We start from the raw sequence: 13,033 nt of genomic DNA on the forward strand, positions 1-13,033 counted from the left end.
CTACCTCGCATCTCCAACACGGATCATTATACGATAGGCGGTGCCGGTCTCATCGAAATTGCCGACCCATTCGTGACCACGGTTTTCGAGTTCGGGAAAGAGGAATAAAGGTTCGCGGTGCAGCAGGGCGAACAGAACCGCGCCTGCAGGCATCTCTTCCACTTCCGCAAGAATGCGCACCATTGGTTCCGGCGGCTGCATGTCCGAACAATCGAGATAGCGTGATGGTTCAGGCCAGACATCCGGTGAACCGACATTGTCCGAGAACCGCAGTTCAGGCGCGGCGTCCATCGCCGGACTGAACAGGACTTGCCAGTCGCCATCCTCCAGCGGCTCCGCTTTTGCGGAAAAGCCTTTTCGCTCCATGACACTGAAAAGCGGTGCCGGTTTGAACGGGGCGATCAGCAGGAGGCTTTGTCCCGGCAAAAGACCGTCAACTGCTTCCATGATGGCATTGAACGGTTCCACGCCGCCCTTGATCAGAGGGCGCACGTCCAGCACATGATGCGTGATGTCCTGAACTGAGAGTGTCATTTCGATCTCCTGAGAATTGGTTCACCGGCATAGATGAGATGTGGCAGGGTTGCCCCTTTTGGCAGGCGTAGGCCGTGCGGTACATCGAGAAGCCGCCGGGCGCGGAAGAAGTGCACGATCAATGCAAGGATCGCCATGAGATTCAACGTAATGGCCAAACGAAACACGGTTGGATATTCGGCAATCAAAGCCAGCGTCGCGACGGCAACGCCAGTATAATAAAGAGAGAACCACTGACGTGTGCGGCGCTCGCTGACCATATCCTGCACACGCGGCGTCGGTGCCCTGCCCATGACAGGACCATAACATTCGAGCCAGGTCAGGAACGGCACGATCTTGTATAGCTGGGCAAGGCTGAGGCCGGTCAGCCAACCGAAGGCGAACAGATAGACGAGGGCTGCAATCATCGCATCGGTAGTGCCTGTCCAGAACAGGGCAATTGCCAGAAGAAGCGAGAGCCCTAGCGCGATGAAGGCTGGAATACTGGCGGCACTGTTCAATTCTATCGTCTTGCGCTTGCGCTGCCGGTAGATCGTCTGAATATCGACGATATAGAGCGCAATGCAGGCGATTCCGGGAATGAGAGCCGCCGTGACGGCGATTTCGACCGATCCCCTTTCCAAGGCGACAACGACAATTCCGACAGCGAGGATGGTCAGGGCAGCAGCGCCTTCCCACCAGATAATTCTGGTTGTTTGCCGCGCAGAATCAGGGGACAACATGAACATTGTCAGTAGTCTGTAGCTTACACCCATAGCTGTGAAAGTCATCCAGCCACCGAGACCAAGCGCTGCGTGAACCGGCAATGCCGCTCCCGCAATATCGAGCAGAACGGCTTGCTCCGTAAAGCCGGAGAGCGCGAAGGTGAAAACACTGCCAAGCAGAGCTGTTGTCATAAGGCAGCAGATGCCTGCCGCAACAAACCGCGCGGGCAAGGCGATTGGGCGAGCGAGCCAGAGCGTCATGCCCAGTATGGCGAAAATGGTGGAAAATCCGCAGGTCAACAGGATGCCAGAGACCGGAAGCAACCATGCCGGGCTCTCCGTCAGCCCAGCCATGCCCGCAAAACCAATGAGCAGGCCGGACAAGCCTGTCACGAGCAGAAGCAAAGCCGGGAGGCTTGCCCGGCTTCCCCACAGGGATTTGTTCACGAGAACCGGCACAAATTGCAGGAGTGCGCCGCTCATGAGCAGTGCAAGCCATCCAATAGCGATGGCGTGCACAACTATCAGTGTTTCCGCAGCGCGAATTCCATGACCCGGAAAGCCGAAACCGCCTGCCATCAAGGCAAGTCCAAAGACAAGGAAAGCCAGCGAAGCGGTAAAGTAGGATAGGGTCCAACGGGAAAGCGTCGCGCCGATCATCTCAGTTCGTCCTGGACGTTGTGCCTACAAGACTTCAGTGATTGCCGCAGGTGCACTCATGGTCAGCACCATGATGGCCTTTTCGGCGACCGATTTCGACCCGCCATAATGGACCGGTTTCCTTGTAGACCCACGAGAATGCACCCGGATTGCGGGTTTCAAGCTGGTGGTGCAGTGGCACCGGATCGTGATCATTGATGATTTCCAGCGCTTCGCCGGATTCAAGCGAATCGATCATCGAGAAGATCGTCGCATGCCGCGAAATGGGCGGTATGGTGCGAACATCAATTACGGGGGATAGTGAGACAGGTTCTGCCGACATCTGATTGTTCCGTGGCTGTCAGGCTTCGAAGCATGATGATGACAGCCGCATCATCATTCGAGCCATTCTAGAGTGACAGTCACAAACCGGATTTGTTGTATCTCAAAGAAGGTGGGAATTTTCCTTGCGATCGAAAAGCGTGTGAGCCACCCGGCGCAGTGGCTCAGTTGCAAAAGTTCAAGATGGGGCCGATCACCGGTTGCTTGAGAGTGCCTGCACCAGATCGGTTTCCAGATCTTCCGGATCTTCCAGGCCGATCGAGATGCGAATGAGCTGAGCGCCAATTCCCAGGTGGTTTTTCTGGTCTTCAGGCACAACCGCGTGGGTCAGGGAATATGGATGCTGAATGAGACTTTCCACGCTTCCGAGGCTGACTGCAAAGTGGAAATAACGGGTCGAAGTCAGAATACGTTCGACGCGTGTCAGGTCCCCGGAAACCTCGATAGAAATGACGCAGCCGAAATTGATCATTTGTTCAGCGGCCAGTTTATGCTGCGGATGGCTGGCAAGGCCAGGATATACAACCTTGGTCAGTCCCAGTTCTTCAGCTCTTTTTTCGAGACTGGTCGCCAGCTTCAGTGCCGTTTCCGATTGCCTTATGCTGCGGATTTCCAGGGTTTTCAGCGAACGGTGCAGAAGAGCGCAATCTGTCGGTGACATGACCGAGCCGAGGGCGTTCTGCAGATAACCAACCCGTTCGGCAAGCTTGGCGGGTGCGTTTGCAGAAACCGCGACCACGCCCCCCAAAAGATCCGAATGCCCGTTCAGCATCTTCGTTGCCGAATGTACAACCACATGAATTCCATGATCGATTGGACGCTGGCCTGCCGGCGATGAGAAGGTGCTGTCACAAACCGTAATTGCACCGGCCTGTTTGCCAAGTTCAGCAACCAGCGACAGATCGACAATGCGAAGCGTTGGATTGGACGGGGTCTCAAACCAAAGCAGAGCTGGCTTATGGTCGAGGACAGCCTGGCGCAGTGCAACTTCGTCGGAAAAATCCACGAAATTCACATTGTGCGCGGCGGTGACTGGTCTGACATCGGCTAGCAGTCGGTAGACACCACCGTAGAGATCGTTATGGGCCAATATCGACGAACCGGCCGGAAGCGCCTCCAGCAATGTTGCGGCCGCGGCAAGCCCGCTCGGGAAAACGAAAGCTGCTGCCGCGCCCTCGAGATCGGCAAGACAGCGTTCAAGACCGTTTCTGGTCGGATTGCCGCTGCGGGTATAGTCGTACCCCTTGCTCGCTCCTATGCCATCCTGCACGTAGGTCGTCGCATGATAGATCGGAGGGATCACGGCTCCGGTCAAAGGGTCAGGTTCCTGACCGACATGGATCGCACGTGTTGCAAAACCGGCCTGATTGCGAGGAGGGTTTCTGGACAATTTTTTGTCTTTCTGAAGTTGGTCTGTCGGACCCGGATTGCTTACCAGCTACTCACCGGTTTCATAATATGATTTTCCAGCTCTATCGGGCACATTTCCTTACGCTAGCCAAATTCACGGCTTCTAGCGGCTTTCGGGGTAAGTGCAGTCTCACTCGCCCGCAGGATCAGGTTTGCCCCAACCAGTATCTTTACCGGCGGTTGCGGTTCCGCTGTATTGATCAGGTCGTCGAGAACGGTAACTGCGAGATTTCCGATTTTCCGTTTGGATACGTCAACCGTTGTGAGACCCGGCTCCATGGTTGCACTTTGCGGCAGATTATCGAAGCCAATCACCGAAACATCGTCAGGAATACGAAGACCCTTGCCCTTCAGTGCGCGGATGAAGCCATAGGCGATGATATCGTTCGTGCAGAAATAGCACTCGGCCAGATCGAGTCCTGAATGCAGCATCGCACAAGTATCGCGATGGGCGCCTTCATAGGTCGATTCAACCGAAAGGATATCGCGCTCCTGAACCTTCAGGTCCAGACGCTGCATATTCTTGAAAAACGCATCGCGACGAAGACGGAAGTTTGTCGTTTCCGTATGACTGGCGACAAAACCGATCCGCGAAAAACCAAGCTGCTTGAAGCGCGACAGAACCTTGAAGACGGCGTCCTCATTGTTCATGTCGACGAAATTGGCTTCAATGACCTCATAAAAGGTATCGATGAAGACTGTGGGCAGGCCGAGCCCCTGTATCATGTGGATGTCTGCCGCCGAAAGCTCGGTCCCAAGCGCGATCACACCGCGCACTGGCGCACCGGCAAGCGATTCCGCTACTGCACTTATCGGCTGCCCGTCGAAACTTACCACTTCCAGCGTATAGTTTCGGCGCGTCGCTTCCGAGGACATGCCGTCAATATAATCCGAGACAAAAACACTGTGATCGCGGTTGACCGTCTCGCCATGCTTGGCAATCTTGAGAAAGCGGATCGTCTCCCCGGTGCTTGGCGCAGTTTTTGACGCGCGTGGAACATAGTTCAGTCTGGAAACGGCTTCGAGGACACGTGCACGCGTTTCGCCCGAAATTTCGCCCTTACCGTTGAGCACAAGCGAAACCGTAGCCGGAGAAACGCCGGCAGTCTCTGCGATGTCTCTGATCGTAAAAGACTTTTTCTTTTTCATATGCTCCGCACGATTATAGGAATTCGGTTAAGGACATAGGCTCCGGGAACGAGAATATCTGCCATTTGTATGGCATCTGCTCTCGGGAACTTCAAATCCGCAATTGGCACCAGATTCAATATGTTGCCGGTTTTGGTCTCAGATCAAGAATTAACAGGCCCCATCTTTTCAACGGCAAACGTTCGATTTTGCATCCTGATATGAATCATATGTTTAGTAAACAATATGAGCGATAATTAAACCGATTAGGGTAAAATCGATCCACAGGCAACGGAAATTTGCCGATATTGCGCTTGACAGCTGTATGCCATCTCGTCATTTATTTAGTGAATAACAGTTTTGTTTACTAAACGCGGTAGGAGGAGACCATGCAGAAGACAAGCAATCAGCTTGCTATGCTTGTTGTCATCAATCTCGGATTGCTCGCGCTTGGCGCGTATATTTCGGGAGGATCTTTCCTATCCCTGTTCAATCTGCAGTCCATGGCAGGTCAGGTGCCTGAAATCGGGCTTCTGGCAATCGGCGTCATGTTGGCCATGTGCGCTGGCAATGGCGGGATCGATCTCTCGGGCATTGCGCTAGCCAACCTTTCCGGTGTGCTCTCCGCTGTTATCGTTTCGATGTTTATCTCAAGCGCCGAAAACCAGCTTGGCTTCAGCCTCGCCTTTATCGGACTGGCACTGGTGATCGGTCTTGCGGGCGGCATCGTCAACGGAATCCTGATTGCGCGCTTCAACATCACCCCGATCCTCTGCACGCTTGGCACGCAGATGGCTTTTACGGGTCTTGCGGTTGTTGTGTCTGGTGGTCGCGCTGTCATGGTCGGCAGCCCCGATCTTCTGTCGCGCATCGGCAATGACATGTTTTTGGCTGTTCCGATCAGCTTCCTGATCTTCATAGCGGTAGCCTTGCTGATCGCAGCGGTCGTGCGCTTCACACCTTATGGCTACTGGCTGATGCTGATGGGCACCAATCCGAAAGCCGCTGTCTTTGCTGGTTTCCCGCGTAATGGCGTGTTGATTGCGACCTATGCCACGAGTGGATTTCTCGCAGCGATTGCAGGCATCATTATTGCAGCGCGCAACGTCAACGTGAAGTTCGACTATGGCAGCTCGTATCTGCTGGTCGCCATTCTCATCGCCGTCATGGCGGGCGTGAAGCCTGAAGGTGGCTATGGCCGTGTTATCTGCGTGGTGCTGAGCGCTATTGCTTTGCAGCTCATGTCTAGCCTGCTCAACTTCGGCGGCCTTTCCAACTTCGTCCGCGACTTCGCCTGGGGCCTGCTGCTGCTCGCCTTCCTTGCAGTCGGAAAATACGACATCGCGGGATTCTTTACCCTCGGCAATCGCCAAAAGGGAAACATCGGTGCTCAACCCTCAGGCACCCGAACATAGACTTTGGGGGATGGTAAGTGTGGAGGAAATGATGAAAGCAACAACGAAAAAACTGCTCACCGGAACCATCATTGGTGCAGCGATCGTCGCGGGCAGCGCGGGCACGCTCGTCGCACAGGAAAAGCCGGTTATCGCAACGGTCGTCAAGATTAGCGGTATTCCTTGGTTCGACCGCATGAACACAGGCGTTGAAGCCTATCAGAAGGCCAACCCGGACGTGGTTGCAACGCAGAGCGGACCGGCAACGGCAGACGCAGCACAGCAGCTTCAGATCGTGCAGGATCTCGTTGCCAAGGGCGTTAACGCACTTGCAGTCGTCCCGATGGACCCGGCCGTTCTCGAAGGCACCTTCAAGCGCGCCATGGAACGTGGCATCATTGTTGTGACGCATGAAGCCGACAACCAGGTCAACACCATGGCCGACGTCGAAGCTTTCGATAATGCCGATTACGGCACGGCCCTCAATGAACGTCTCGCAGAATGCATGGGCAAGAGCGGCAAGTGGACCACCTTTGTTGGTTCGCTCGGCAGCCGTACGCATATGCAGTGGGTTGGTTCGGGCGAAGAAAACGCCAAGAAGTATCCTGACATGCAGCTCGTCGATCCGAACAACGAATCCTTCGACGATGCCAACGGCACCTATGAAAAGGCCAAGGAAATCCTGCGCAAGCATCCTGACCTGAAGGGCTTCCAGACTTCTGCCGGTAACGACGTTCTCGGCGTTGGCCGCGCTATCGATGAAGCTGGCCTGAGCGGCAAGGTATGCCTGGTCGGCACCGGTCTGCCAAACCCTTCAGCTGATCTGCTGGAATCCGGTGCGATCACAGCAATCGGCTTCTGGGATCCGCAGAAGGCTGGCATGGCTATGAATGCGGTTGCCAAGCTTCTGCTCGAAAAGAAGGAAGTCAAGGAAGGCACCGACCTCGGCGTTGAAGGCTATAACAAGGTCAGCGTCAAAAAGGGTGCCGGTGAAGGCCTTCTCGTGATCGGCAACGGCATGGTTATTGCTGACAAGGCGACCTACAAGGAACACCTGTTCTAAGAGCGCTGCTACAGGCTGACTGACCATCGTGTGCGGACATCGTTCAGCCGCACGCGGTGGTGTCAAAAGCCCGGATGCTTCACTGCATCCGGGCGCCTGAACCAAACGAACTATCTAAAATCAAGACATTAGCGCGTGGCGAACGAAAGCCAACGGTCCTACAGCCAGCCCAATCGCTTTGGCGAACGGTGCGGCGACAAAGGAATTTAACGTGTCAACTACGACGAAGAATGGGACGAGCAGCGACCGGTCGCCGGATCGTTTTCTCGAACTGCGCAACATCCATAAGCGGTTTGGCGGCGTTCACGCGCTGCGCGGCATTGATCTGACAATCGATCTTGGCCAGGCCTATCACCTGTTGGGTGAAAATGGCTGCGGCAAGAGCACGGTCATCAAGATCATGTCCGGCGCACATGCACCCAGCGAAGGCGAAATCATTCTCGATGGCAAAACCTATACTTCGCTGAACCCGATCCAGTCGCTGGCAGCCGGTATCGAGACCGTCTATCAGGATCTGTCACTTATCCCCAATCTGACCGTCGCTGAAAACGTAGCGCTGAATGAGCAGCTTGTTGAAGGCAATGGCCGACTGTTCCGCAGCGTCAAGCTTTCGCAGCTTCGCGAGACTGCGGAACGGGCATTGAGCACGGTTGGTCTGCCAACCGACAAAGCCTTCCTGAACACAATCGTTTCCGAGCTGCCGCTTGCCATGCGCCAGCTGGTTGCCATCTCACGCGCAATCGCAACCCGCGCCAAGCTCGTCATCATGGATGAGCCGACCACATCGCTGACCCGTCGCGAAGTGGATAATCTGATTGAAGTCGTTGAACGCCTGCGCGCAGAACGCGTCGCCGTGCTGTTCGTCACCCACAAGCTTGATGAATGCTATCGCATCGGCGGCAATGCAGTCGTCTTCCGCGATGGCCAGTGCGTGGCACAAGGCCCGATCGAAAACTATACCAAGCAGCAGCTCTCCGAGCTGATGATCGGCAGGGAAATCGACGCTGAGCGTTATCGCACGGCACAGCCTGGCGACACCGAACTGCTCAAACTCGACGGCCTTACCGCATCGGGCTTCAAGGACATTGGCTTTACCCTTCGTAAGGGTGAAATCCTCGGCATTACCGGCCTTGCAGATTCCGGACGCAACGAGCTGGCCATGGCAATCACCGGCGTTGTACCTGCTGATAGAGGTTCAATCCGCCTCGAAGGTCAAAAGACCGAAGTTAAAAGCCCGGCGGAAGCCATCGAGCGTGGCATTGGCTATGTGCCGGAAGACCGCCTTGCAGAAGGCCTTTTCCTCGATAAATCGATCTTTCAAAACGAGATCGCTCTGATCTTCAGAAAGCTCTGCAACAGCCTTGGCATCGTCGATCAGAAACAGGGCCGCAATATCGCCGCCTCGCTGATGAAAGAGATGCGGCTGAACACCACCAATCTGGACCTGCCGGTTGGCGCGCTTTCGGGCGGCAATCAGCAGCGCGTTTTGATCGGTCGCTGGCTGAGCATTGGCCCCAAGCTTCTGGTGCTGCACGGCCCGACCGTCGGCGTCGATGTGGGATCGAAAGACACAATTTACCGCGCAATTCAGGCGCTGGCCGAAGCTGGCATGGGCCTCATCATCGTCAGCGATGATCTACCGGAGCTTCTGCAGAATGCAGACCGCATTCTCGTCATGAACTCAGGCAGCATCGTTGCCGAACTGGATGCTGCACAGGCCACCGAAGATCAGCTCTATCAAGCCATGATGTCGTCGCAGAAGGAAGTTGCCTAATGAGTGCGTCGCAGTATCAACAGGATGTGGGTCGGGCTCACTCCTTCAAACTGGGTGACTTCATTCGCAGGCGCCCGGAATCGATCACTTTCTTTCTGCTCGTGGCAATCTGCACGATTGTCTCGATCATCAACCCTGCATTCCTGCAAGCCTCGACACTGATCGATATTGGCCGTGCCAGTGTGGTGATGGGCCTGTTTGCGCTTGGCGTCTTCATCATTCTCGCCGCTGGTGGCATTGATGTTTCCTTTACGGCGATTGCCGCCACGACAGTCTATTCGCTGACGCTTCTGGTGCAGGCCTATATGCCGGAACTGCCGATCATCTTCATCATTCTGATGGCGATTGCGGGCGGTATTTTCCTCGGCGTCCTCAATGGTCTTCTGGTGCATTACCTCAACGTACCGTCACTGATCGTCACCATCGGCACGCAATATCTCTTCCGTGGCTTCCTGCTGGCCTTTGTCGGCACGGTCTGGATCATGTCCCTGCCCCCGACAATGGGCGCCTTCGGTCGCCTGCCGCTGTTCCAGTTTGAATCGGCGACCGGTGCCACCATCACCATGCCATTCTACTTTCTGGTGCTGCCTGCGGCCGCAATCCTGACCTGGTGGATATTGAACCGCACTTTGATGGGCCGCGCGATTTTTGCGATGGGTGGTAACAGCCAGATCGCAAGCCGCCTCGGCTATAATCTGCGCACCATCCATATCTTCCTGTTCGGCTATGCAGGTGGTCTGGCCGGACTTGCAGGCATCATCCATGTTTGCGCCAATCGCCAGTCGAGCCCGTTCGACTTCGTCGGAACCGAAATCGCCGTTATCGCCGCTGTGGTTCTGGGTGGTGCACGCATCACCGGCGGCACCGGCACAGTCTTCGGCACCCTTCTCGGTGTGCTGCTCATCACCGTCATCAACAGTGTTCTGGTGCTCGTCGGCATCCCCAGCACATGGCAGCGTCTCGTCGTTGGCTGCTTCATCCTGCTGGCTGCCGCCTTCTTCGTCACCCGCCAACGCAAGAAATAACCCGATACTCTCAAGAGGAAATCATGAAGAAATTCCTGAACGATCCCGTCAATTTCGTGGATGAGATGCTCGAAGGCATCTATCGGGCGCATCCCGAGCTTACCTTTGTCGACAACGACAAGCGTTGCATGGTCACAGCCAATACCAAATCCGGCAAGGTCGGCATTGCAACAGGCGGCGGCTCCGGCCACCTGCCGCTGTTCTTGGGCTATATCGGTGAAGGCATGATCGATGGCGCAGCTGTCGGTGGCGTCTTCCAGTCACCAAGCTCGGAACAGATGTATCAGGTCACCAAGGCTATCGATCAGGGCGCTGGCGTTCTCTACATCTATGGCAATTACAGCGGCGACATTATCAATTTCGATATGGCTGCAGAACTTGCCGATCTTGATGGCATTACCGTCAAGCAGGTTGTCGGCAATGATGATGTGGCTTCCTCGGTTGTCGGTGAAGAACACAAGCGTCGCGGTGTCGCCGGTATCTTCTTTGTCTACAAAGCAGCCGGTGCAGCAGCAGCCAACGGTCTGTCGCTTGATGAAGTGACGCGTCTTGCCGATAAGGCACGTCTGCGCACCCGCACCATGGGCGTTGCGCTTTCGAGCTGCGTTGTGCCGGAAATTGGTCACGCAACCTTCTCCATCGGCGAAGATGAAATGGAAATCGGCATGGGCATCCATGGCGAACCGGGCATCAGCCGCAAGAAGCTTGCCAGTGCCGACGCCGTTATCGATGAGCTGATGGAACGTATTTTTGCCGAACAGACCTATGCCAAGGGCGATGAAGTTGCCGTGCTGGTCAATGGTCTTGGCGGCACACCACTGGAAGAACTTTACATCATGTTCCGTCGCGTTTCGCAGCTCTTTGACGAGCGTGGCGTCGAGGTCAAGCATGTCTGGATCGGCGAGTTTGCCACTTCTATGGAAATGGTTGGCGCGTCAGTTTCCGTGCTGCATCTCGATGGCGAACTGGAACCGCTGGTTGCCGCTTCCGCCAACACCCCATTCTTTAAGCATTTTGCGGGTTGAGGTGCGGTCATGAACGTCATTACAGCATCTGATCTGATCAATCTCTTCGACAGCTGGAAGCAGCTTTTTGCAGAACAGCGCGAATTCCTCATCGCGCTGGACGGTAAGGTTGGCGACAGCGATCTCGGCATCACCATGAGCAAAGCCTTTACAGCAGCTTCAGAAGCTGTCCATGCGGAAGGTGAAGCTGCAGGCATCGCGAAGCTTCTGCGCACAGCTGGCGCCACCATGGCGCGCGTTGCGCCATCGACCATGGGTACGCTGACCGCAACGGGCTTCCTGCGTGCAAGCAAGGCCTGCGATGGTATCGACGAACTAGGCACTGCAGAGATTGCCGCCTTCTGGCGTGCCTATCGCGATGGCATTGCCGAACGCGGCAAGGCAAAGGTTGGCGACAAGACACTTCTCGATGTGCTTGATCCGATCGCCGTGACGCTTGAAGCCCAAGCCGCAGCGGGTGCTTCATTGGCAGATGCGCTTGCAGCTGCGGCCAAGGCCGCCGAAGATGCGCTTGAAGCGACTAAAACGATGGTTGCCCAGCACGGCAAGGCCGCAGCTTTTCAGGAAAAGACCATCGGTCTTCAGGATGCAGGCGCAACTGTCGGTATGCTGCTGATCACCAGCATGTCGGCTTTTGTTTCGGCAAACACATAAGAAGATCAGCGAATGGCTGATAAAGTTCTGCCCATGACGAAGACTCTGGTCCTCCGGCTCTTTATCAGCTGATCGGCCCTTCACAATCTGAAGGAAATGTTGGCAGAACCTGGCATCGCGCTAAACCACTTGGTTACGCATCGTCGGGTTCTGTTTTTCAGATCAAATCTGCCGGGGCGCTTATTGTGATCAACAGCTCGACAATGTTGGCCTGAAACAGTTGGGCTGGCGACGCATGGGATGGAATACTATTGATTAAGTCGGCGTCTGTTTTGCGCCTTCATTTCGAGCTCGATGGCTTTGACATTCACCCGAAAGCCGAGATCGGATAGGGAGGAACGGAGGGTTTGGGGGCGAGGCGACGCGCTTCTTGCTGAAAAGCCGACTGACACCAAGCTGGTTATGGTTCCAGCTGCCGCCGTTTCTCGACGAGGAAATCGACGAAGGCGCGTAGTTTGGCCGGCATTTGCTCGCGCGATGACACATAGAGATTGAAGCCCTCGAAAGGCAGGCACCACTCCTCCATCACCCGCACCAATGCGCCTGAGGCCAGATGCTGACGGACAGCAAAGTCCAGGTGCATTACCAAACCGACACCTTGGAGTGCGGCGCTCAACATGACGTCGTCGCTATTGGTGGCAAATGTTCCGAAAGGCTGAAACAGCTGCTCTTCGCCCGAGCGGGGATCCGTCAGTTCCCAGCGGAAAACGGTCCCGCTGCTGGTTTGGCGAAAGCCGAGGCAATTATGGTCTGCCAGATCCTCGAACCGTTTCGGGGGTGGATTGGCTGCGAAATAAGCTGGCGAGCCGACGATAGCCAGCGAAACAGGAAGCGTGATCGGTACGGCAACCATCGTGTCTGTCACGCTTTCGCGCAGACGAATGCCCGCATCGCAGCCTTCCCGCACAATGTCTCCCAATCCATCGTCAACGAACAGTTCAACACGCACTTCAGGATATCTGCGCGCGAACTCACCCAGATGTGGTTCGATGAAATGATGCGCGACGACGCGCGGCGCATTCAGCCGGATCTCACCACTCGGCTTATCGCGCGCTTCGCCAACCGCGACCACCGCATGCGAGATCATTGCCAGCCCTGGCTCGACCTGAGACAGCAGCTTCCTGCCGTCATCCGTCAGTGACACCGAACGTGTCGACCGGTTGAGCAGACGCACGCCAAGCTGTTGTTCCAGGGTTCTGATTGCTTGCGACAGACCCGACGGAGAAATGCCAATCCGGCCGGCGGCGCGCGTGTAGCTTCCTTCGCGGGCGACTTCCGCGAAAGCGGCGAGGGCAGGAAGGAGATTGCGGTCCATGTGCGCTCATTATGAACTACTGCTTC

General features: G+C 55.7%; 12 protein-coding genes. 6 read left to right on the plus strand and 6 right to left on the minus strand.

What is annotated here, in order from left to right:
• The 5 genes from ABDF71_RS20020 to ABDF71_RS20040 all read right to left on the minus strand — a co-directional run bounded on the left by ABDF71_RS20020 (position 1) and on the right by ABDF71_RS20040 (position 4,778).
• Positions 1-534, minus strand: coding sequence for a DUF2249 domain-containing protein (locus ABDF71_RS20020; protein ID WP_010660616.1), 534 nt, complete (start codon positions 532-534; stop codon positions 1-3).
• On the minus strand, positions 531-1,898 hold the full coding sequence (locus ABDF71_RS20025) for a hypothetical protein (protein WP_258124673.1): 1,368 nt from the start codon (positions 1,896-1,898) through the stop codon (positions 531-533). The genes ABDF71_RS20020 and ABDF71_RS20025 overlap by 4 nt, the downstream gene beginning before the upstream one ends.
• Before the next feature lie 34 nt (positions 1,899-1,932).
• Entirely contained in the window at positions 1,933-2,220 is a 288-nt protein-coding gene (locus ABDF71_RS20030; RefSeq protein ID WP_258124674.1) for a DUF2249 domain-containing protein, read from the minus strand.
• Positions 2,221-2,412: 192 nt separating this feature from the next.
• Entirely contained in the window at positions 2,413-3,609 is a 1,197-nt protein-coding gene (locus ABDF71_RS20035; RefSeq protein WP_258124675.1) for a trans-sulfuration enzyme family protein, read from the minus strand.
• 104 nt (positions 3,610-3,713) lie between these two features.
• A complete protein-coding gene (locus tag ABDF71_RS20040) occupies positions 3,714-4,778 on the minus strand; it encodes a LacI family DNA-binding transcriptional regulator (protein WP_012093655.1) in 1,065 nt (354 codons plus the stop codon).
• Between the two features lie 368 nt (positions 4,779-5,146).
• Between ABDF71_RS20040 and ABDF71_RS20045 the strand changes: the two genes are divergently transcribed.
• From ABDF71_RS20045 to ABDF71_RS20070, 6 genes are all read left to right on the plus strand, one after another.
• Positions 5,147-6,172, plus strand: a complete 1,026-nt coding sequence (locus ABDF71_RS20045) for an ABC transporter permease (RefSeq protein WP_010660621.1) — start codon at positions 5,147-5,149, stop codon at positions 6,170-6,172.
• 31 nt (positions 6,173-6,203) lie between these two features.
• Positions 6,204-7,214 carry a substrate-binding domain-containing protein gene (locus ABDF71_RS20050; protein WP_012093653.1) on the plus strand — a complete coding sequence of 337 codons (1,011 nt, stop codon included), beginning with the start codon at positions 6,204-6,206 and terminating at the stop codon, positions 7,212-7,214.
• 211 nt (positions 7,215-7,425) lie between these two features.
• Positions 7,426-8,988 (plus strand): sugar ABC transporter ATP-binding protein, encoded by a 1,563-nt coding sequence (locus ABDF71_RS20055; protein ID WP_010660623.1) that lies wholly within the window; start codon positions 7,426-7,428, stop codon positions 8,986-8,988.
• Positions 8,988-10,013, plus strand: a complete 1,026-nt coding sequence (locus ABDF71_RS20060) for an ABC transporter permease (RefSeq protein WP_258124676.1) — start codon at positions 8,988-8,990, stop codon at positions 10,011-10,013. Before ABDF71_RS20055 ends, ABDF71_RS20060 begins: the two co-directional genes overlap by 1 nt.
• A 23-nt stretch (positions 10,014-10,036) precedes the next feature.
• The gene (locus tag ABDF71_RS20065; protein ID WP_500061708.1) at positions 10,037-11,038 is read left to right on the plus strand and encodes a dihydroxyacetone kinase subunit DhaK; all 1,002 of its coding nucleotides are present in this window, start codon (positions 10,037-10,039) and stop codon (positions 11,036-11,038) included.
• 9 nt (positions 11,039-11,047) lie between these two features.
• Positions 11,048-11,692: a dihydroxyacetone kinase family protein gene (locus ABDF71_RS20070; protein ID WP_258124678.1), complete on the plus strand. Its 645-nt coding sequence runs from the start codon at positions 11,048-11,050 to the stop codon at positions 11,690-11,692.
• 400 nt (positions 11,693-12,092) lie between these two features.
• Here ABDF71_RS20070 and ABDF71_RS20075 read toward each other — a convergent pair whose 3' ends face one another.
• On the minus strand, positions 12,093-13,007 hold the full coding sequence (locus ABDF71_RS20075; RefSeq protein ID WP_036588216.1) for a LysR family transcriptional regulator: 915 nt from the start codon (positions 13,005-13,007) through the stop codon (positions 12,093-12,095).
• Positions 13,008-13,033: the final 26 nt, after the last annotated feature.

Origin of the sequence: Ochrobactrum sp. WV_118_8 (assembly GCF_039631535.1) — a bacterium.
Lineage (GTDB): Bacteria > Pseudomonadota > Alphaproteobacteria > Rhizobiales > Rhizobiaceae > Brucella > Brucella anthropi.